This is a genomic window from Streptomyces sp. NPDC050703, assembly GCF_040654435.1.
GTDB lineage: Bacteria > Actinomycetota > Actinomycetes > Streptomycetales > Streptomycetaceae > Streptomyces.
The window spans coordinates 223,720-244,038 of record NZ_JBFAHX010000005.1 but is presented as its reverse complement, the minus strand read 5'-3'; the positions used below and the strand labels follow the sequence as shown (position 1 = coordinate 244,038).

The following is a 20,319-nucleotide window of genomic DNA, read 5'->3' as shown; positions in this document are numbered from 1 at the left end:
CGGGGTCGCGGAGGGAGCGGGCGGCGTGGGCGGCCCGCCGGACGGCGGCAAGGGTGCCCCGTCGCGCGCCGGGACGGTCCAGGAGCGGCGGCTGCACCCGGTCACGCCGCTGCGCCGCGCGTGGGCGCCGTTCGCGCTCCTGGTGGGCTGGGCGGTCCACGATCCGAACGGCACGCAGCAGCGCCTGTCCGAGCTGACCGCGGCCACCCTGCTGGCCGGCAGCGCGGCCGTGGTGCTCGGCGGAGCCGCGTACGGTTTCCTGAGCTGGTGGTTCACCCACTTCGCGGTCACCGACACGGAACTGCGCATCCGCACCGGACTGTTCTTCCGGCGCACCGCCCACATCCGGCTGGACCGCCTCCAGGCCGTCGACGTGACGCGGCCGCTGCTCGCCCGCATCGTGGGCGTCGCCAAGCTGAAGCTGGACGTCGTCGGCGCCGACAAGAAGGACGAGCTGGCCTTCCTCGGCGAGCGGGAGGCGGCCGAGCTGCGGGCCGAACTGCTCGCCCGGGCGGCCGGTTTCGCTCCCGAGCAGGCCCGCGAGGTCGGCGAGGCCCCGGTCCGCGGCCTCCTGCACGTACAGCCGCGCATGCTCGCCGTCTCCCTGCTGCTGACCGGCGCGCCCTGGGTGATGCTGCTCGCGGCGGTGGTCGTGCCGGCCTTCCTCTGGTTCGTCACGCACAGCGTCTGGACCGTCCTCGCCACGGCCCTGCCGATGCTGGGCGGCGCGTTCGCGAGCAGCGGCGGACGCTTCATCACGGAGTACGACTGGACGGTCGGCGAGTCCCCCGACGGCCTCCGCATCGACCACGGGCTGCTCGACAAGGCCCACGAGACGGTGCCGCCGGGCCGCGTGCAGACGGTGCACGTCGTGCAGCCGCTGCTGTGGCGGCGGCACGGCTGGGTGCGCGTCGAACTGGACGTGGCGGGCTCGTCCAACAGCGTCCTGGTGCCGGTGGCCCCGCGGGAGGAGGCCGAGGCGGTGATCGGGCGCATCCTGCCCGGCGTCCGCGTACCGGACGAGGGCGCGCTGGTGCGGCCGCCCGCGCGCGCGGCGTGGTGCGTCCCGCTGTGGTGGAAGGGGTACGGCATCGCGGTCACCGACGCGGTCTTCGCGGCCCGGCACGGCCTGCTCAAGCGCCGCCTGTCGCTGGTGCCGCACGCCAAGGTGCAGAGCGTGCGGCTTTCGCAGGGCCCGTGGGAGCGGTACAAGGACCTGGCCGACGTGCGGGTCCACACCGGCGCCAACAAGACCGTGACCGCACGGCTCCGCCCGGCCGCGGAGGCGACCGCTCTGCTCCAGTCCCAGGCGGACCGCTCCCGCACGGGCCGCCGCGAGGCCCGGCCGGACCGCTGGATGGCGTAGCGCCGGGGCGCGCCGGGGCGGTGCGGGGCGCCGGGGCCGTGCGGAGCGGGGCGGTGCGGAGCCGGTTGCACGAAAGTCCCGGCGACACGCCGTGCAATACGCCGCGTCGCCGGGACTTTCCCGCGATGAGCCCCCATGAAGCCGGGGCCAGGGCCGGGGCGCTAGGCCCGCAGCGCCGTCCTCAGGTTCGCTACGTCGAGCTGTTCCGTCTCGTCGTGGGCCGTCAGGTCGATGACCTGGCCCACGCCGCGCTCGGCGTCCGCCTCGGACCCGGCGTCGGACGCGGCTCCGGGCCCGGCCTCGGGCCCCGCCACGGACTCGGCCTCGGGCCCGGGCTCGGGCTCGGCGTCGGGACGGTCCGCCTCGGCCTCCGCCTGGTGGACCGCCAGCGCCTCCGCGCCGACCACGTCCGCCAGGTCTTCGTCCTGCACGGCCTCCAGCGAACCGGGGGTCGCGCTCTTGTTGCCGAAGAAGTCGAACCCGCCCTGGGGTGCCGGGCGGCGCGCCTGCACGGGCGGCGCGACGGCGACCGCGCGCTCGTGCCCCCCGTAACCGTCGGCCGCCCCGGGCTTCCCCCGCGACTCGCCCTCCGCCCCGGCCTCGGCTGCGGCCTCGGGCGCCGCGGTGGGCGCCTGTTCCGTCCGCGGCGTCATGCGGTCGAGCGCGGCGTTGGCCCGCTGGAAGAGCGACGGCGTCGGGCCTGTGCCCTGCCGGGCGGCGGCACCGGCCGCCGGGGCGGTCTCCGTACGCGCGGCGGGCACGGGAGCCCCCGCCCGCACCGCTGGCACGAGGTCCACCGCGCCCGGCACCAGGTCCTCGGCGCCCGCCTTCGGCAGCGCGGGGGCCGGGGACGAGGCCCCTATGGCGAGCAGCCGCCTGCCTTCGAGGGCACTGGCCCGCTCGGTCTCCGCGGTCGCGTACCGGCGCAGCAGATCGGCGTGCTCGTTGCGCAGGGCGGCCAATTCGGCCCGCTTGGCGCGCAGCTTGGTCTCCAGCTTGCCCCGCAGCGCGCGCGACTCCTCCAGATCGGCCTCGGCCTCGGCGATCCGCTCCTCGTGGCGCCACTCGTCGCTCGCGCGGGCCCGGCCGAGCTCGGCGACCTGTTTCCCGGCCGCCTGGTCCCAGCGCCGCATGACGACCGAGCCGACGACGGCCGCGGCGGCCGCGACCGCGACGAGCCCGCGGAGCACGACCGGTTCCGCGAACATCCAGGCGCCGCCGGCGCTGAGGACAGAGACGCCGGCGACCGCCGAAGGCGGAAGCAGCCTGTGCAGGGGTGGGGAATGGCGGTGACGTCCACGTGGCATGGCCAGAAACTTACCGCGCGTGGGCGAAGTCATGTGTCCGGCCCGCCAAAAAGCAGAACTTGTCCGCCACGACTCGTCATAACTCCCCCGCCCTTTTCTTGATCAACTAGCCGCACGGCCGCTCTTCCCGCCGCCCGGCCTCAGATCAGGCCCTTCGACTCCAGGTACTCCTGGGCGACATCGGCTTCCTTCTGCCGCTCCTCGTCGACCTTCCGGTTGAGCTCGATGAGGTCGTCCGTGGTGAGTGTCTTGGTGAGCTTCGCGAGCGCGTCGGCTATCTCCTGGGAACCCGCGTCCTCGGCGTTCACCACCGGCAGGATGTTGTCCGCGTTCTGGAGCTTCTTGTCGTCCTCAAGAATGACGAGGTCGTAGTTCTTCAGCGTCGCGTCGGTCGTCGTGGTCAGCACCAGCTGGTCCGTGCCGTTCTTGACGGCCTGCTTGGACTGCGTGGTGCCGACGCCCTTGGGGTCGATTCCGGTGACGTCGATGCCGTACTTCTTCTTGAGGCCGGGGGCGCAGAACGGCCGGGACTCGCATTCGTCGCCCGCCGCGATCTTCACCTTCTCGCCCGACCTGCCGAGGTCCGAGAGGGTCTTGAGCTTGTGCTCCTTCGCGAATTCCGCCGAGACCGCGAACGCGTTCTGGTCGACCGCCCCGCCCGCGGGCAGCACCTTGAGTCCCTCGGGCTCCGCGAGCTTCTCCAGGGCGCTCACCGTGGCGTCGAGATCGCTGGAGGCGACGGGCTCGGCCTTCGGGCCGTTCTTCTCCAGGTTCAGGAATTCCGCGAGGGTCGCGGCGTATTCGGGCGCGACGTCGATCGAGCCCTTCTTCAGTTCGGGCTTGTAGATCTCGCGGTTCTGCACCGTCTTGACCTGGGTGTCATATCCGGCGTCCGCGAGAACGCCCGCGTAGAGCTCGGCGAGGACCTTCTGCTCGGTGAAACGGGCCGAACCGACCACGATCGAGCCCTTCTTGCCGCCGCCCGCCTCGTCCGACCCCTTGCCGTCGTCCTCCAGGCTGTCACCGCCGCACGCGGCGAGCCCCGCGGTCAGTGCCATGACGGCCGCGGCCGCCCCCGCCATCCGTCGCGCGCGACGCGTTGTGCTGTTCATCGGTGAACCACCATTTCCAAAAGTTCCGGAGGAATTCCGAGAGACCGGGCCGGGCCGGACGCTCAGCGGGCTGCCCCGCCCGACCTTCGCATCGGGTCGAAGAGGCGCCCGGCCAGTACCAGGGCGCCCTCCACGAGCAGCGCGAGCAGCGCCACGAGGAACGCGCCCGCGACCACTTGCGGGGTGTTCTGCAGGTTGAACCCGGCGGTGATGATCCGGCCGAGACCGCCCTCCCCCGCCATCGCGGCGAGCGTGGCCGTCGCGACGACCTGCACGCCGGCCGAGCGGACGCCCGTCATGATCAGCGGATACGCCAGCGGCAGCTCGACGCGGGCGAACAGCTGGCCGCCGCTCATGCCCATGCCCCGCGCCGCCTCCACCACCGCCCGGTCCACCTCGCGCATCCCGAGGTAGGCGTTGGTCAGCAGCGGCGGCACGGCGAAGAGGACCAGCGCGATCAGCGTCGGGGCGTCGCCGTGCTCACCGAGCGGGGTGAGCGTGAGCAGGATCAGCAGGGCGAGCGTGGGGACCGCGCGGCCGACGTTGGAGATGTTGACCGCGAGGGCGCCGCCCTTGCCGATGTGGCCGAGCCAGAGGGCGAGGGGCAGCGCGATAAGGCAGGCCACGGCGAGGCAGACGCCGCTGAAGTACAGGTGCTCGGCCAGGCGGTGCCACACCCCCTTCTCGCCCTGCCAGTTGGCGCCCGTGGCCAGCCAGTCGTACGCACCGGTGATCGCGTTCATGCAGGTTCAGCCACCTTGGCCACGGCCGCCTCGCGGCCGGCTCGGTTCGTCCGTATTCGGTGGACCCTCGTCCAGGGCGTCAGCCACCGCTGGAGGCCGAGCAGGAGCAGGTCGGCGACGACGGCGAGGAGCACGCACAGCACGGACGCCGTGAGCACCTGGGCCTTGAAGGTCGTGTCGAGGCCGTCGAGGATCAGGGTGCCGAGGCCGCCGTGGTCCACGATGGCGCCGACGGTCGTCAGGGCCACCGTGGAGACCGTGGTGATGCGGACGCCGGCCAGCAACGCGGGCAGCGCGAGCGGCAGTTCCACCTCCCACAGCAGCCTCAGCGGGCCGTACCCCATGCCCTTGGCGGCGTCCCTCGCCTCGTCGGGGACCGCCTGGAGTCCGGCCAGGATGTTCCGCACGAGGACCGTCAGGGAGTACAGGACGAGGCCCGTGACGACGAGCGAGACCGAGAGCCCGAAGAAGGGCAGGAGCAGCGAGAACATCGCGAGTGAGGGGACCGAGTACAGCACGGTCGTCACGCCGAGGACGGGCCCCGACAGGAAGCGCCACCGCCGCGCCAGCAGCGCGAGCGGCAGGGAGACGGCGAGTCCGATCGCCACCGACGCGAGCGTGATCCCGATGTGCTGAAGGGTCGCGTCGGTTAGTTCCTGGCTGCGGGAGCTGACGTACTCCCCGCAGATCCAGTCGTTGGTCACCAGACAGTTCCGCTCGGCCACGCGTGGCACCTCCCCCGATCTCCCGGACGTATGCCGCACACACGTCCCCCCGTGTCTGGCGACCCTAACGCGCGCCACCGACAATCGCCGAGAGTCGTTGTACGGCCGCAATACTGCGGACACGCACAGCCCGTCGCCGACCGCCACAATGGGGAAACATGATCCGGTTCGAGCACGTCACCAAGCGCTACGCGGACGGCACCACGGCCGTCGACGATCTGTCCTTCGAGGTCGCGGAGGGTGAACTGGTCACGCTCGTCGGCCCGTCGGGCTGCGGCAAGACGACCACGATGAAGATGGTGAACCGGCTCATCGAGCCGAGCGAGGGCCGGATATTCGTCGACGGCGACGACATATCCGGCATCGACCCGGTCCAACTGCGGCGCCGCATCGGCTATGTCATCCAGCAGGTCGGCCTCTTCCCGCACAAGACGGTCCTGGAGAACACGGCGACCGTCCCGCACCTGCTCGGCGTCAAGCGCGGCAAGGCCCGCGAGCGCGCCGCCGAACTCCTCGACCTGGTCGGCCTCGATCCCGCCGTCTTCGGCGACCGCTACCCCGAGCAGCTCTCCGGCGGCCAGCGCCAGCGGGTCGGTGTGGCCCGCGCGCTGGCGGCCGATCCGCCGGTGCTGCTGATGGACGAGCCGTTCGGCGCGGTCGACCCCGTGGTCCGCGAGCACCTGCAGAGCGAGTTCCTGCGCCTCCAGCAGTCCGTGCGCAAGACCGTCCTGTTCGTCACGCACGACATCGAGGAGGCGGTCCGCCTCGGCGACCGCATCGCCGTCTACGGCCAGGGCCGCATCGAGCAGTTCGACACTCCCTCGACGGTTCTCGGCGCCCCCGCCACGGAGTACGTGGCCGACTTCGTCGGCGCGGACCGGGGGCTCAAGCGGCTCTCCGTGACACCGATCGAGGAGGGCGACCTGGAGCAGCCCCCCGTGGTGCACCTCGACGACCCGCTGCCCAAGGACCTCGACGCCCGCTGGGCCGTGGTCCTGGACGGCGAGAACAACCTGCACGGCTGGATCTCCGCCGACCACGCGCGCGTGGAGCACGGCACGGTGCGCGAGCACGCCCGCCGCATGGAGGCGTGGCTGCCGGTCGGCGCGAGCCTGAAGCAGGCCTTCGCGACGATGCTTCAGCACGACGCGGGCTGGATCGCGGTCATCGACAAGGACAGCGAGGGCCGCTTCCTCGGCGTGCTGACCCCCGCCCGGCTGCACGAGGCGCTGCGCCGCTCGACGGCGGCGGACGCGCGGGCGGTCGCGCGCGCGGACGTCGAGCTGGAGACGGTGGCCGCCATCGTCGGCAAGGCGTGACGCCCGGCGTGCAGCACGGCGTGACAAGGCGTGACGCACGGCGTGACGCGGCGGCTCAGCCGTCGCGCAGCCGGCTGCTCATCCACTGCAGCGTGGCGGGGATCTCCCTGCGCCAGGTGTTGAAGTTGTGCCCGCCGCTCTCCAGCGTGATCGACGACACGCGCGTGGGCGGCTTCACCGCGTGGATGAAGTCCAGGGTGTCCTGGTAGTTGTCCTCGCCCTTCTTGCTGGTGGTCACCAGGAGGGACGTCTTGGGCCGCGGCTGGTGGGCGAGGTACCACATCAGGTCCGCGCGGCGCTCCAGCTCCTCGTCGCCCTGGAAGAGGTCACCGGTGGTGACGTCGATGGGCGCCTTGTAGTACGCGGAGAGGCCCGCCGCGGCGCCGTACCGCTCGGGGTGGTGGACGGCGAACTTCAGGGCGCAGTAGCCGCCCGTGGAGTCGCCGACGACGCCCCAGCTCCGGCTGTCGGTGCCCACCCTGTAGTGCCCGGAGATGGCGCCGGGCAGATCCTTGGTGAAGAAGGTCTCGGCCTGCGGGCCGCCGGGGACGTCGACGCACTCGGTGTCGCGCGGCGGTGCGACGGTCGGCCGCATCATGACCAGGACCATCGGCTGCATCTTGCCCTCGGCGGACAGCCTGTGGGTGGTCTGGGGGTAGTGCAGCCCCTTGATGAGCGCCTCCGCGGTCCCCGGGTAGCCGGTGAGGACCACGGCCGTGCGGAACTTGCGGTCCTCGTACTGCGGCTGGAAGTACTCGGGCGGCAGGTAGACGTAGGCGGGACTGGCGATCCGGGACACCTTGCCGCCGATGTCGATCTTCTGGATCTGGCCCCCGGTGACCGGCCTGTTGCCGCCGGGGACGTCCACGGAGCGGGTGTCGAGGACCTTGACGGGGCCCGCCCCCTTGGCCGCGTCGTGGTCCACCACGAGGCCGGGGCTCGTCTCCTGGCCGAACAGGTCCGCCCACGTGGCGTAGAAGCCGAAGGCCTGGTTGGCGGCCAGGCCCACCGAGCCGAAGATGGCGACCTGGGCGGCGAGGAGCAGCCCGACGCGTCCCGTGACGGCCTTCCAGGTGCGGCGGGCGAGCCGCGGCCAGAGCCAGACGGTGCCGACGAAGAGCAGTACGGCCAGCACGACCGCAAGGGCGAGGACCTTGTTGCTCGTGAGTCCCATGGGGGTTTCCTGCCTGCGCTTTCTGCCTGTGCCCCGAGATCACCGCGGCATGGCCGGAACCGGCCGGCGACGCACGGCGGCTCGCCGGGTACCTGCCGAACTTTTCCAGGGGTTTCCGGTCGGGAATGAACCCGTTTCCCCGAAGGACCGTCCTAGAGGGGGCAATGGTGCCGGATGCCGCTTTGGCACCGGATTAAAGCTCTCTCGCAGAACTACGGGATGCGATGTCTGTCAGGATAGATGGGGAAATGTCGGGTGAGGTTCCGGAGAGTCAGGAGCGTCACCACGACAGCCGGTTCCGCCGGCTGACACGCGGTCCGCGCCCGGAGGCCGTACCGACCCTCGTCGCCCGGGCCTGCACGCTCGTCGGTGTGCTGAACGTCGCGGCAGGCGTCTTCCCCCGCTTCCGGCACAGTCGCGTGCACGCCATCGCCGAGGTGCTGCCCGGCGCGCTCGGCCCCTTCGCGGCCGCCCTCGCCCTCAGCTCCGGCATCCTGCTGCTCCTGCTCGCCCACGGCCTGCGGCGCCACAAGCGACGGGCCTGGCGGGCCGCCGTGGTGCTGCTGCCCGCGGGGGCCATCGCACAGTTCGCGTACCGGCACTCGGTGATCGGCGTACTGATCTCCGTCGCCCTGCTCGCGCTGCTGCTCCGCCATCGTAGTGAATTCACGGCGCTGCCCGATCCACGCAGCCGCTGGCGGGCCCTGGCCAACTTCGTCCTGCTCGGAACCGGTTCCATCCTGCTCGGCCTGGTGATCGTCAGCGCCCACCCCGGCAAGATCGTCGGCGACCCCGGCATCACCGAGCGCCTGCAGCACGTCCTGTACGGCCTCTTCGGCTTCGAGGGCCCGGTCGGCTACTACGGCAACACCTCCTGGACCGTCGGCTTCTCCCTCGGCGCCCTCGGCATGCTCACCGCCCTGACCACCATCTACCTGGCCTTCCGCCCCGAGCACCCGGCCGCCCGCCTCACCGAGGACGACGAGAGCAGGCTGCGCGCGCTGCTCGACAGGCACGGCGGACGCGACTCCCTCGGCCACTTCGCGCTCCGCCGCGACAAGGGCGTCGTCTTCTCCCCCAGCGGCAAGGCCGCCGTCACCTACCGCGTCGTCTCCGGAGTGATGCTCGCCAGCGGCGACCCGATCGGCGACGTCGAGGCCTGGCCCGGCGCCATCGAGCGCTTCATGGACGAGGCCAAGGCGCACTCCTGGACGCCCGCCGTCATGGGCTGCTCCGAGACCGGCGGCGAGGTCTGGACCCGCGAGACGGGCCTCGACGCCCTCGAACTGGGCGACGAGGCGGTGGTGGACGTCGCGGATTTCTCCCTGTCCGGGCGTGCGATGCGCAACGTACGCCAGATGGTCAAGCGGATCGAGCGCAATGGCTACGAGACGCGCGTACGGCGCATCCGTGACCTCGGGGAGCGGGAGCTCGCCAGAATCCAGCAGGCCGCGGAGGACTGGCGCGGCACCGACACCGAGCGCGGCTTCTCGATGGCGCTCGGCCGCATCGGCGATCCCGGGGACGGCGACTGCCTGATCGCCACCGCCCACAAGGCCGACGGGGAGCCGGGGCCCTACGGCGACCTGAAGGCCGTCCTCCACTTCGTTCCGTGGGGCAAGGACGGCGTCTCCCTCGACCTCATGCGCCGCGACCGCTCGGCCGACCCCGGCATGAACGAGCTGCTCATCGTGGCCGCCCTCCAGGCCGCCCCGAAGCTCGGCATCGCGCGCGTGTCCCTCAACTTCGCGATGTTCCGCGCGGCCCTCGCCCGCGGCGAGAAGATCGGCGCGGGCCCGGTCCTGCGGGCCTGGCGCGGTCTGCTCGTCTTCCTCTCGCGCTGGTTCCAGATCGAGTCCCTGTACAAGTTCAACGCGAAGTTCCGCCCCCGCTGGGAGCCCCGCTTCGTCGTCTACCGCTCCAGCAAGGACCTGCCCCGCATCGGCTTCGCCGCCATGCAGGCCGAGGGATTCGTGACCCTCTCGCTCCCCCGGTTCCTGCGCCGCGGCACCGCACAGGCCCGCCCCTGTCCGCACCGCGCCACGGAGCGTGAGGTCCAGGCGGCGTAACGCGCCGCCGACCGGGCCTAGGCTGGAGCCATGAGTACGTTGCGCGGGCAGGGCGCCCAGCGAGTCGCCGTCCAGGGGCTGCCGGAATGGGGCCGCTGCGCGGTCATGGGCGTCGTGAACGTGACGCCGGACTCCTTCTCCGACGGAGGCCGCTGGTTCGACACGACGGCCGCCGTCAAGCACGGCGTCGACCTCGTCGCGCAGGGCGCCGACCTGGTCGACGTCGGCGGCGAGTCCACCCGCCCCGGCGCCACGCGCGTGGACGAGGACGAGGAGCTCAGGCGCGTCGTCCCCGTGGTGCGCGGCCTGGCCGCCGAGGGCGTCACGGTCTCCGTGGACACCATGCGCGCCACCGTCGCCGAGCAGGCGCTCGCCGCGGGCGCCGTCCTGGTCAACGACGTCAGCGGCGGCCTCGCCGACCCCCGGATGGTCCCCGCGGTCGCCGCCGCCGGCGCGCCCTTCGTCGTCATGCACTGGCGCGGCCTCCTCACCGACATCCACGCCGAGCCCGCCTACGACGACGTCGTCTCCGAAGTCGTCGACGAGATCCACGCACGCGTGGCGGCCGCCGTCGAGGGCGGCATCGCCCCCGAGCGCATCGTCGTCGACCCGGGCCTCGGCTTCTCCAAGAAGGCCGAGCACGACCTGGCGCTCCTGGCCCGCCTGGACCGGCTGCGCGAGCTGGGCCATCCGATCCTGGTCGCCGCCTCCCGCAAACGTTTCCTCGGCCGGGTCCTCGCGGGCCCCGAGGGCGCACCGCCGCCCGCCCGCGAGCGCGACGCCGCCACCGCCGCCGTCTCCGCCATCGCCGCCCACCAGGGCGCCTGGGCGGTCCGCGTGCACGAGGTGCGGGCCACCGCCGACGCCGTACGCGTCGCCCAGGCCGTGACGGACGCGGCGGGCGAGAGCCGGTGACCCGGGCCCGTACCGACGTCGAGCAGGTCGAGAGCGCCAACACCGCCTTCTACGAAGCACTCGAACGCGGCGACTTCGACGAGGTCTCCGACCTGTGGCTGGACTCCGGGAGCGACGACCCGGCGGCCGAGGACGCGCCGGGCGACGACGCCACGGGCGACGGCCCGGCGGACGACGACGAGGAGGCGGCCGACGACGAGGTGGCCGACGACGGCACCGCGATCTCCTGCGTGCACCCCGGCTGGCCGGTCCTCACCGGCCGCGGCGAGGTCCTGCGGTCGTACGCGCTGATCATGGCGAACACCGAGTACATCCAGTTCTTCCTGACCGACGTGAAGGTCGGGGTGGCCGGTGACACCGCCCTCGTGACGTGCACCGAGAACATCCTCAGCGGCGGCCCGCCCCCGGAGGCCGGCGGCGAGCTGGGGCCGCTCGTGGGCCAGCTCGTGGTCGCCACCAACGTGTTCCGCCGCACACCGGACGGCTGGAAGCTCTGGTCGCACCACGCCTCTCCCGTCCTCGCCGAAACCGACGACGAAGAATCCGACGAGACGCCCTCCTGATGAGTAGGGGCAGAGGTGTGGCCGGTCCCACGGGCCCCGCGAGCGAGCCCTGTCAGTGCTCGCAGGTAGATTCGATCGAGGCTGGAGCGCCGACCGCACTCGGGGCAGGCCTGCCGATACCGACGATTGCAGGAGTGATTCGCGTGGATCGTGTCGCGCTGCGCGGCCTCAAGGCCCGCGGGCACCACGGTGTCTATCCGCGGGAGCGCGAAGAAGGCCAGACCTTCATCGTGGACCTGGTTCTCGGCCTGGACACGCGACCGGCTGCGGCCGACGACGACCTGGCGAAGACCGTGCACTACGGGATCGTGGCCGAGGAGGTCGTGGCCGTCGTGGAGGGCGACCCCGTCGACCTCATCGAGACCCTCGCCGAGCGCATCGCCCAGACGTGTCTGAAGCACGACGGCGTCCTGGAGGTCGAGGTGTGCGTCCACAAGCCGGACGCCCCGATCACCGTGCCCTTCGACGACGTGACCGTCACCATTACCCGGAGCCGAGTATGACTGCGCCCTTCACAGCAGGTCAGAGCGACCCGACCGTCCAGCCGGTGCCCACCTCCGTCGTCGCGCAGGTGGACGCGGCCGACCACACCCTGTCCAACCCCCACCGCGCCGTGATCTCCCTCGGCAGCAACCTCGGCAACCGCCTGGAGACGCTCCAGGGTGCCGTCGACGCCCTGGAGGACACCCCCGGCCTGCGGGTCAAGGCGGTCTCTCCGGTGTACGAGACGGAGCCGTGGGGCGTGGAGCCCGGCTCCCAGCCGGCGTACTTCAACGCGGTGGTTTTGGTGAAGACCACCCTTCCGCCCGCCTCGCTCCTGGAGCGCGCGCAGGCCGTCGAGGAGGCGTTCCACCGCGTCCGCGACGAGCGCTGGGGCCCGCGCACGATCGACGTCGACATCGTGGCGTACGCCGACGTGGTCTCCGACGACCCGGCGCTCACGCTGCCGCACCCGCGGGCGCACGAGCGCGCCTTCGTCCTCGCCCCCTGGCACGACGTCGACCCCGAGGCCACTCTGACCGGCCGCGGCCCCGTCGCCGAGCTGCTCGACGCGCTCACCCGTGAGGGCGTCGAACCCCGCGCCGACCTGGAACTCCGGCTGCCGGAGTAGCCGTTAGGGTCTGTGGGTCCCCACGGGACGCTCAGGGCCCGTACAGGACGTGGACGAAGATCGGGACGCCGACGCAGGGTATGCCAACGCAGGTATGAAGGGTCATTCGTGAAGCAACTGCGCATCAGGACGCTGGTCGGCCTCTTCCTCGCGGCCGGAGTGCTGTCCTGGTCGGGCGCCCGGCTGTGGGACTCCGTCGGCTCCCTGCCGAAGGTCCCGCTGGCCGCGCCCATCGTGCTCGCGGTGATCGCCGTCGTGCTGCTCGCGACGGCGCTCTCGCTCCGCTCCCGCCTGCGCGCCCAGCGCGAGCGCCGCCCCGGCGCCAAGGGCGTCGAGCCGCTGATGGCCGCCCGCGCCGTCGTCTTCGGCCAGGCGAGTGCCCTGGTCGCGGCGCTCGTCGCGGGGATGTACGGCGGCACGGGCGCGTTCCTGCTGGAGTTCCTCGACGTCCCCGCCCGCCGCGACCAGGCGGTCTACGCGGGGCTCTCGGTCGTCATGGGCATCGCCGTGATAGCCGCCGCCTTCTTCCTCGAACGGGTCTGCAGGCTCCCCGAGGACGACGACGAGAACGGCCAGGCGGCCCCGGCGGCCTGACCCGCCTGGGCCGCCTGGGCCGCCGGGCGGCTCACAGCAGGGTGCCGCCCTCGACCTCGGTCTCCTTGAGGATGCCGTCCAGGCGGGACAGGACCTCGTCGTCCAGCGTCACGTGCGCGGCGGCGAGGTTCTCCTCGATGTGCCGCGGCGTACGGCTGCCCGGGATCGGCACCACGTCCGGGTCCTGGTGCAACAGCCACGCCAGCGCGAGCTGGGCCGGGGTGATGCCCAGCTCCTCGGCGACACCGCGGACGGGCGCGAACCGGTCGTTGTTCGCCTTCAGGTTCGCCGCGTCGAAGCGCGGCGCGTTCTGCCGGAAGTCACCCTCACCGACCCGGCCGACCGTGCCGGTGAGGAACCCGGCGCCGAGCGGCGACCACGGCACGAGGCCGACCCCCAGCTCCCGCGCCGCCGCCAGCAGCTCCGGCTCCGCGGGCTTCCACATCGACCACTCGATCTGCACCGCCGACACGGGGTGCACGGCGTGCGCGGCCCGCAGCTGCTCCGCCGTCACGTTGGAGAGGCCGAGGTGGCGCACCAGGCCCTCCCCGATCAGCTCGGCGACCGCTCCGACGGTGTCCTCCAGGGGCACCTGCGGGTCGGGGAAGTGCGGGTAGTACAGGTCGATGTAGTCCGTCTCCAGGCTCCGCAGACTCGCCTCGGCGTAGCCGCGCACGTGCCGGGGGTCGGCGTTGACGGCGAGCTCCCCGAAGGCGTATCCGATGGGGAAGGGGTGCGGCTCGACGCCCTCGGGCAGCCGGAAGCCGAACTTGGTGGCTATCGCGACGCGATCACGGCGGCCACGCAGGGCCTTGCCGATGAGCCGTTCGTTGTGGCCGTCGGCGCCGTACCCGTCGGAGGTGTCGATGATCGTGGCGCCCGCGTCGACCGCCGCGAGGAGCGCCCGCTCGCCGCGCTCGTCGTCGACCTCGCCGTACGCCCCCGGTGAGAGCACCATCGCGCCGTAGCCGAGGGCGGAGACCTCCAGACCGCCGAGCTTGCGGGTGGGCAGGGACTGCGCGCTTGTCGATGTCATGCACGCAGTCTTTCGGCCACTGTCCCCGGACGTCCATCGACTTTGATCCACAACTCACGTACTGAGACGCCGAGTTGAGCGGAGCCGCCGGTTCCGGGCCGGCCCGCTCCCGTTCCGCTCAGCGGGCCATGATCAGGGCCATCGCCTCGTTGCGCGTGGCGGGGTCACGGAGCTGGCCGCGGACCGCGGACGTTATGGTCTTCGCGCCCGGCTTGCGGACACCGCGCATCGTCATGCACATGTGCTCGCACTCGACGACCACGATCACCCCGCGCGGCTCCAGGATCTTCATCAGGGAGTCGGCGATCTGCGTGGTCAGCCGCTCCTGCACCTGCGGCCGGCGCGCGTACACGTCGACGAGGCGGGCGAGCTTCGACAGACCGGTGATCTTGCCGTCCGTGGACGGGATGTACCCGACGTGGGCGACACCGACGAAGGGCACCAGGTGGTGCTCGCAGGAGCTCATGACCTCGATGTCCTTCACCAGGACCATCTCGTCGTGGCCCAGGTCGAACGTCGTCGTCAGGACGTCCTCGGGCTGCTGCCAGAGGCCCGCGAATATCTCCCGGTAGGCCCGCGCCACCCGCGCGGGGGTCTCCAGGAGCCCCTCGCGGTCGGGGTCCTCGCCCACGGCGATCAGAAGCTCGCGCACGGCGTTCTCGGCGCGCTTCTCGTCGAACTCGCCGATCGAGCCCTCGCCGTCCAGCGTCACCGGGTCGGTCATGATGTGCCTCGTTCCTGTGCGTCCTGCGCGGGGCTACGGAAATGCCGCGCCCCCCAGGCTAAAACCTGGGGGGCGCGGCATTCATTCCGGGCCTGCCGGGGCGTGCGGGTCAGCTCTCGGGGCGGTCCTCCGGGGCCACCTCGATGGGCTGCTCCGTGCCGCCCGCGGAGAGCGCGGGGCCGGCGCCGTTCGCACCGTTCGTCAGCGACAGCTCCTTGGGGGAGAGCACCGGCGGGCGGGTCGAGGGCGTACGCCTGGAGGAGCCGGTCCACGCCGGGCGGGCCGGGCGCTTCACGATGCCGGAGAAGATCTCGGCGATCTGCTCCTTGCCGAGGGTCTCCTTCTCCAGGAGCTGGAGAACCAGGTTGTCGAGGATGTCGCGGTTCTCGACGAGGATCTCCCACGCTTCGTTGTGCGCGGTCTCGATGAGCTTCTTGACCTCTTCGTCGACCAGCGCGGCGACCTCTTCCGAGTAGTCCCGCTGGTGCGCCATCTCGCGCCCGAGGAACGGCTCGGTGTTGTCCCCGCCGAACTTGATCGCGCCGAGACGCTCGGTCATGCCGTACTGCGTGACCATCGCGCGTGCGGTGGCCGTGGCCTTCTCGATGTCGTTCGCCGCGCCCGTGGTCGGGTCGTGGAAGACGAGCTCCTCGGCCGCGCGCCCGCCCAGCATGTAAGCGAGCTGGTCGAGCATTTCGTTGCGCGTGGTGGAGTACTTGTCCTCTTCGGGCAGGACCATGGTGTAACCCAGGGCCCGGCCGCGGGACAGGATGGTGATCTTGTGGACCGGGTCCGAGTTCGGGGAGGCCGCCGCGACCAGGGCGTGTCCGCCCTCGTGGTACGCGGTGATCTTCTTCTCCTTGTCGGACATGATCCGGGTCCGCTTCTGCGGGCCCGCGACCACACGGTCGATCGCCTCGTCCAGGGAGTGGTTGTCGATCAGCTTCTTGTCGCTGCGCGCCGTGAGGAGCGCCGCTTCGTTCAGCACGTTCGACAGGTCGGCGCCCGTGAAGCCCGGCGTGCGGCGGGCGACCGCGCCCAGGTCGACGTCCGGGGCGACCGGCTTGCCCTTCTGGTGGACCTTGAGGATCTCCAGACGGCCCTGCATGTCCGGGCGGTCGACGGCGATCTGCCGGTCGAAGCGGCCGGGGCGCAGGAGCGCCGGGTCGAGGATGTCGGGCCGGTTCGTGGCGGCGATCAGGATGACGCCGCCCTTCACGTCGAAGCCGTCCATCTCGACGAGGAGCTGGTTCAGCGTCTGCTCACGTTCGTCGTGGCCGCCGCCGAGGCCCGCACCGCGGTGCCGGCCGACCGCGTCGATCTCGTCGACGAAGACGATCGCCGGGGCGTTCGCCTTGGCCTGCTCGAAGAGGTCGCGGACACGGGAGGCACCGACACCGACGAACATCTCGACGAAGTCGGAACCGGAGATCGAGTAGAACGGGACCCCCGCCTCGCCGGCGACGGCGCGCGCGAGCAGCGTCTTGCCGGTGCCGGGCGGACCGTACAGGAGCACGCCCTTGGGGATCTTGGCGCCGACGGCCTGGAACTTCGCCGGCTCCTGGAGGAACTCCTTGATCTCGTGGAGCTCCTCGACCGCCTCGTCCGAACCCGCGACGTCGGAGAAGGTCGTCTTCGGGGTGTCCTTGGTGATCAGCTTGGCCTTGGACTTCCCGAAGTTCATGACCCGGGAGCCGCCGCCCTGCATCTGATTCATCAGGAACAGGAAGACGACGACGATGAGGACGAAGGGGAGGAGGGAGAGCAGGATGCCGACGAAGGGGTTCTGCTTCGACGGGGAGACGGTGTACCCGTCCTTGATCTGCTTGTCCTCGAACTTGGCCTGCAGGGACTTGGCGAGGTCGACGCCCTGGTCGCCGATGTAGCTCGCCTGGATCTTGCTGCTGCCCTTGACCTTCTCACCGTCGATGAGCTCGGCCTTGATGGTCTGCTCGTCACCGGTGGTGAGCTTGGCCGACTTGACCTTGTTGTCGTTGATCGCCTGGACGACCTGACCGGTGTCAACCGTCTTGTAGCCACCGGACGAGCCGACGACCTGCATCAACACGACCACGGCAAGGACGGCCAGCACGATCCACATGACTGGCCCACGGAAGTATCGCTTCACGTCCATCCATACGGAGCGATGACGCCCCGTCCCTCCTGCCATAGTGAGTTTGATAAAGACTGTTCTTCGGACGGTACCCCAGCATTGTGACCCGAAGCCGCACGGGAGGGCTGGCAATACTGCCTTCGCATGGTCCAACGCCGGGAAACCGGTGAGGGTTCCCGCCGCCGCGCTCGGTCCCCCGTCGGTCAGCCGCCGTAGACGTGCGGGGCGAGCGTCCCGACGAAGGGAAGGTTCCGGTACTTCTCCGCGAAGTCCAGGCCATAGCCCACCACGAACTCGTTGGGGATGTCGAAACCGATCCACTTCACGTCGATCGCGACCTTCGCCGCCTCGGGCTTGCGCAGCAGCGTGCACACCTCCAGGGAGGCGGGCTCGCGGGAGCCGAGGTTGGACAGCAGCCAGGACAGCGTCAGACCGGAGTCGATGATGTCCTCGACGATCAGGACGTGCCGGCCCTTGATGTCGGTGTCCAGGTCCTTGAGAATCCGGACGACACCGGAGGACTGCGTGCCCGCGCCGTACGACGAGACGGCCATCCAGTCCATCGTGACCGGGGTGGACAGCGCACGCGCCAGGTCCGCCATGACCATCACCGCGCCCTTGAGGACACCGACGATCAGCAGGTCCTTGCCCGCGTACTCCGCGTCGACCTTCGCGGCCAGCTCGGCCAGCTTCGCGTCGATCTCTTCCTTGGTGATGAGCACCGACTTGAGGTCGGTGCCCATGTCTTTCGCGTCCACCCGCATCACTTTCGGTCGTCACACCGGCCGACGCGGTCCCGCAGTGCGCACGGTCCTCGTCAGCCTTGCCGGATCACCAGTCTGCCACCCTGGCGCTGAGCCACGACTTTGCCCGGGAGATTGATGGCCCCCTGACCGCGCCAGCCGGTGATGAGGCGGTCGACCTCCTCGATGTGCCGGGCGAACAGCGAACCGGCCGGCGCACCGGCGTCGATCGCGGCCCGGCGCACGATGCGGCGGCGCACGGCGGGGGGCAGGGCGAAGAGCTTGGCGCACTCCAGGAGGCCGGCGGCGTCACGGACCGAGGACTCGGCCTGGGCGGCCCAGGCGTCGAGGGCGTCGGCGTCGTCGCGGGAGAGCTGCGCCGTACGGGCGAGCGCTTCGACGACGCCCTTGCCGAGCGCCTTCTCCAGGGCGGGCAGGCCCTCGTGGCGCAGCCGGGAGCGGGTGTAGGCGGGGTCGGCGTTGTGCGGGTCGTCCCAGACGGGCAGCGACTGGACCATGCACGCCTTGCGGGCCGTCTGGCGGTCGAGGTGCAGGAACGGGCGGCGGTAACGGCCGTCGACCCCCGAGGTCGCGGCCATTCCGGACAGGGAGCGGATGCCGGAGCCGCGGGCGAGCCCGAGCAGGACCGTCTCGGCCTGGTCGTCGCGGGTGTGGCCGAGCAGGACGGCGGCGGCCGAGTGCCGTTCGGCGGCGGCGTCCAGGGCCGCGTAGCGCGCGTCGCGGGCGGCGGCTTCGGGGCCGCCCTCGCGGCCGACCTCCACGGCGACGGATTCGACCGGGGTCAGGCCGAGGGCGGTCAGGCGCGCGACGACCTCGGTGGCGCGCTGGTCGGAGCCGGACTGCAGGCCGTGGTCGACGGTGACGCCACCGGCGCGGACGCCGAGCTTGGGGGCCTCGAAGGCGAGGGCGGAGGCGAGCGCCATGGAGTCGGCGCCGCCGGAGCAGGCGACGAGCACGAGCGGCTGGGGAGCCCGCTCGGGGGCGGCATGCCCGTGGGGGGCGTGCGCGGGGCGCGCCGGGGGTGGGGGGTCGGTTTCGGAGCTGCGCTGTACGTCGGTCAGTACGTCGTGGAGTACGCGGCGGACCGCCAGGCGTATCGCCGCGACCGCAGGATGGGGACCCATGTCCGGTTCCCTTCGTGAAGTTCGGGGGGGTGTGCCTCGGACCAATCGCTCAAGGACCCACTCCGGAGACCGCATCCGGCGTTCGGACCGCGGAGTCCCGAGCATTCGGTCACTCAGAGTGTGTCGATGGTGACAGAGCCGAGCCGTTCCCCGAGCATTGCACGCCTACCCACCGCCCACGGTCCCTCGGACGGGTGATTGCGAGGGCGTTCCCCTGTCATCGGCCGAGACCGGTCCCTCAATCCGCCTTGCGGTGCACCCGCGCGACCCACTCCGCGGGTTTCGCGATCTCCGCCTTGGTGGGCAGCGTGTTCGGTGACGTCCATACGCGGTTGAAGCCCTCCATGCCGACCTCCTCCACGACCGCCCGCACGAAGCGCTCGCCGTCGCGGTACTGGCGCAGCTTCGCGTCGAGGCCCAGAAGCTTGCGCAGCACCTGGTCGAGGCGGCTCGCGCCGCGTGCCCTGCGCTCCTTGAACTTCTCCCGGATCTCGGCGACGGAGGGCACCACGTCGGGCCCGACGCCGTCCATGACGAAGTCGGCGTGGCCCTCCAGGAGGGACATCACCGCGGTGAGGCGGCCGAGGATCTCGCGCTGGGCGGGGGTCTGCACCAGCTCCACGATGGAGCGGCCACCGTCGCCGTCCGTGTCCTCCTCGCCCTCGCCGCGTCCGGCGACGAAGGTCTGGGCGGCCTCCCTGACGCGCTCCAGGACGGCCATCGGGTCGACCTCGGTCTCGCCGAGGAAGCCCTGGATCTCGCCCTCCAGGTGGTCGCGCAGCCAGGGCACGGCGGTGAACTGCGTGCGGTGCGTCTCCTCGTGGAGGCAGACCCAGAGCCGGAAGTCGTGCGGGTCCACGTCCAGCTCCCGCTCGACGTGCACGATGTTCGGTGCGACCAGGAGGAGCCTGCCGCCGCCGTTCGCCCCCGCGGGGAGGTCGCGGGTGGCCGGGGCGAAGGTCTCGTACTGCCCGAGGACGCGGGAGGCGAGGAAGGAGAGCAGCATGCCGAGCTCGACGCCCGTCACCTTGCCGCCGACCGCGCCGAGCACGGCTCCGCCGGGGGTGCCCGAGCGCTTGTCCTGCATCTTGTCCAGGAGGGGCTTGAGGAGCTCCCGGAAACCCGCGACGTTCGCCCGGACCCAGCCCGCTCTGTCGACGACGAGGACCGGGGTGTCGTGGGTGTCCTCCCCGCCCATGCCGGTGAAGGAACGGACGTGCTCCTCCGAGGACTTGGCATGCCGACGGAGCTCGGCGACGACGGCGCGTGCCTCGTCGCGGCTCACTTCTGGGCCCGGCCTCACGAGCCGGGTCGCGGTCGCCACCGCGAGGTTCCAGTCGACCATCTCCGCACCACCGATGCTCGTCATGCGTCAACGGTACGTGGTCGCTCCCTCTGGTGGAGGGGCTTGCACCCCTGGCTTTTCCCCGACCTCTGCCCGGTCTCCCCCTCCGGGTGGGCCTCAGGGGCTTCGCGGCCCCCCCCCTGGCTTTCTCGCGTCTCCGTGCTGTCGGCGCGTTCCGGCCCGTGCCGCCGTCGTGTGCCGGCCCGTGCCACCGT

The 20,319-nt window shown here is 71.6% G+C and carries 19 protein-coding genes; 8 read left to right on the top strand and 11 right to left on the bottom strand.

What is annotated here, in order from left to right:
* Positions 1 to 25 precede the first annotated feature (25 nt).
* Complete coding sequence (locus tag AB0I16_RS07270; RefSeq protein WP_363248366.1) at positions 26 to 1,366, top strand: PH domain-containing protein; 1,341 nt, start codon at positions 26 to 28, stop codon at positions 1,364 to 1,366.
* Between the two features lie 161 nt (positions 1,367 to 1,527).
* On the opposite strand, the gene AB0I16_RS07265 is transcribed toward AB0I16_RS07270, so the two are convergent.
* The 4 genes from AB0I16_RS07265 to AB0I16_RS07250 form a co-directional block, all read right to left on the bottom strand.
* On the bottom strand, positions 1,528 to 2,673 hold the full coding sequence (locus AB0I16_RS07265) for a hypothetical protein (protein WP_363248311.1): 1,146 nt from the start codon (positions 2,671 to 2,673) through the stop codon (positions 1,528 to 1,530).
* A gap of 140 nt (positions 2,674 to 2,813) precedes the next feature.
* Complete coding sequence (locus tag AB0I16_RS07260; RefSeq protein WP_363248310.1) at positions 2,814 to 3,785, bottom strand: ABC transporter substrate-binding protein; 972 nt, start codon at positions 3,783 to 3,785, stop codon at positions 2,814 to 2,816.
* Between the two features lie 62 nt (positions 3,786 to 3,847).
* A complete protein-coding gene (locus AB0I16_RS07255; protein ID WP_363248309.1) occupies positions 3,848 to 4,528 on the bottom strand; it encodes an ABC transporter permease in 681 nt (226 codons plus the stop codon).
* Positions 4,525 to 5,253 (bottom strand): ABC transporter permease, encoded by a 729-nt coding sequence (locus AB0I16_RS07250; protein ID WP_363248308.1) that lies wholly within the window; start codon positions 5,251 to 5,253, stop codon positions 4,525 to 4,527. The genes AB0I16_RS07255 and AB0I16_RS07250 overlap by 4 nt, the downstream gene beginning before the upstream one ends.
* Positions 5,254 to 5,411: 158 nt before the next feature.
* Here AB0I16_RS07250 and AB0I16_RS07245 point away from each other — a divergent pair, with 158 nt between their 5' ends.
* On the top strand, positions 5,412 to 6,572 hold the full coding sequence (locus tag AB0I16_RS07245; protein WP_363248307.1) for a betaine/proline/choline family ABC transporter ATP-binding protein: 1,161 nt from the start codon (positions 5,412 to 5,414) through the stop codon (positions 6,570 to 6,572).
* Between the two features lie 55 nt (positions 6,573 to 6,627).
* Here the strand turns inward: AB0I16_RS07245 and AB0I16_RS07240 are convergent, their stop codons facing one another.
* The gene (locus AB0I16_RS07240) at positions 6,628 to 7,746 is read right to left on the bottom strand and encodes an alpha/beta hydrolase-fold protein (protein WP_363248306.1); all 1,119 of its coding nucleotides are present in this window, start codon (positions 7,744 to 7,746) and stop codon (positions 6,628 to 6,630) included.
* A 248-nt stretch (positions 7,747 to 7,994) separates the two neighbouring features.
* Here AB0I16_RS07240 and AB0I16_RS07235 point away from each other — a divergent pair, with 248 nt between their 5' ends.
* The 6 genes from AB0I16_RS07235 (at position 7,995) to AB0I16_RS07210 (ending at position 12,998) form a co-directional block, all read left to right on the top strand.
* Positions 7,995 to 9,815 carry a phosphatidylglycerol lysyltransferase domain-containing protein gene (locus AB0I16_RS07235; protein ID WP_363248305.1) on the top strand — a complete coding sequence of 607 codons (1,821 nt, stop codon included), beginning with the start codon at positions 7,995 to 7,997 and terminating at the stop codon, positions 9,813 to 9,815.
* Positions 9,816 to 9,845: 30 nt separating this feature from the next.
* A complete protein-coding gene (gene folP, locus AB0I16_RS07230; protein WP_363248304.1) occupies positions 9,846 to 10,730 on the top strand; it encodes a dihydropteroate synthase in 885 nt (294 codons plus the stop codon).
* The gene (locus AB0I16_RS07225; protein WP_363248303.1) at positions 10,727 to 11,293 is read left to right on the top strand and encodes a nuclear transport factor 2 family protein; all 567 of its coding nucleotides are present in this window, start codon (positions 10,727 to 10,729) and stop codon (positions 11,291 to 11,293) included. Before folP ends, AB0I16_RS07225 begins: the two co-directional genes overlap by 4 nt.
* A gap of 143 nt (positions 11,294 to 11,436) precedes the next feature.
* Positions 11,437 to 11,796: a dihydroneopterin aldolase gene (gene folB, locus AB0I16_RS07220; protein ID WP_363248302.1), complete on the top strand. Its 360-nt coding sequence runs from the start codon at positions 11,437 to 11,439 to the stop codon at positions 11,794 to 11,796.
* Positions 11,793 to 12,404: a 2-amino-4-hydroxy-6-hydroxymethyldihydropteridine diphosphokinase gene (gene folK / locus AB0I16_RS07215; protein ID WP_363248301.1), complete on the top strand. Its 612-nt coding sequence runs from the start codon at positions 11,793 to 11,795 to the stop codon at positions 12,402 to 12,404. The genes folB and folK overlap by 4 nt, the downstream gene beginning before the upstream one ends.
* A 108-nt stretch (positions 12,405 to 12,512) precedes the next feature.
* Entirely contained in the window at positions 12,513 to 12,998 is a 486-nt protein-coding gene (locus tag AB0I16_RS07210) for a DUF3180 domain-containing protein (RefSeq protein ID WP_363248300.1), read from the top strand.
* A 31-nt stretch (positions 12,999 to 13,029) separates the two neighbouring features.
* Here the strand turns inward: AB0I16_RS07210 and AB0I16_RS07205 are convergent, their stop codons facing one another.
* From AB0I16_RS07205 to AB0I16_RS07180, 6 genes are all read right to left on the bottom strand, one after another.
* On the bottom strand, positions 13,030 to 14,034 hold the full coding sequence (locus tag AB0I16_RS07205) for an aldo/keto reductase (RefSeq protein WP_363248299.1): 1,005 nt from the start codon (positions 14,032 to 14,034) through the stop codon (positions 13,030 to 13,032).
* A gap of 118 nt (positions 14,035 to 14,152) precedes the next feature.
* Positions 14,153 to 14,758 (bottom strand): GTP cyclohydrolase I FolE, encoded by a 606-nt coding sequence (gene folE / locus AB0I16_RS07200; protein ID WP_363248298.1) that lies wholly within the window; start codon positions 14,756 to 14,758, stop codon positions 14,153 to 14,155.
* A 109-nt stretch (positions 14,759 to 14,867) separates the two neighbouring features.
* Positions 14,868 to 16,892, bottom strand: a complete 2,025-nt coding sequence (gene ftsH, locus AB0I16_RS07195) for an ATP-dependent zinc metalloprotease FtsH (protein ID WP_363248297.1) — start codon at positions 16,890 to 16,892, stop codon at positions 14,868 to 14,870.
* Positions 16,893 to 17,074: 182 nt separating this feature from the next.
* Positions 17,075 to 17,635 (bottom strand): hypoxanthine phosphoribosyltransferase, encoded by a 561-nt coding sequence (gene hpt / locus AB0I16_RS07190; protein WP_062771551.1) that lies wholly within the window; start codon positions 17,633 to 17,635, stop codon positions 17,075 to 17,077.
* A 53-nt stretch (positions 17,636 to 17,688) separates the two neighbouring features.
* Positions 17,689 to 18,759 (bottom strand): tRNA lysidine(34) synthetase TilS, encoded by a 1,071-nt coding sequence (gene tilS, locus AB0I16_RS07185; RefSeq protein WP_363248296.1) that lies wholly within the window; start codon positions 18,757 to 18,759, stop codon positions 17,689 to 17,691.
* Positions 18,760 to 18,997: 238 nt separating this feature from the next.
* Entirely contained in the window at positions 18,998 to 20,128 is a 1,131-nt protein-coding gene (locus tag AB0I16_RS07180) for a zinc-dependent metalloprotease (protein ID WP_363248295.1), read from the bottom strand.
* Positions 20,129 to 20,319 lie beyond the last annotated feature (191 nt).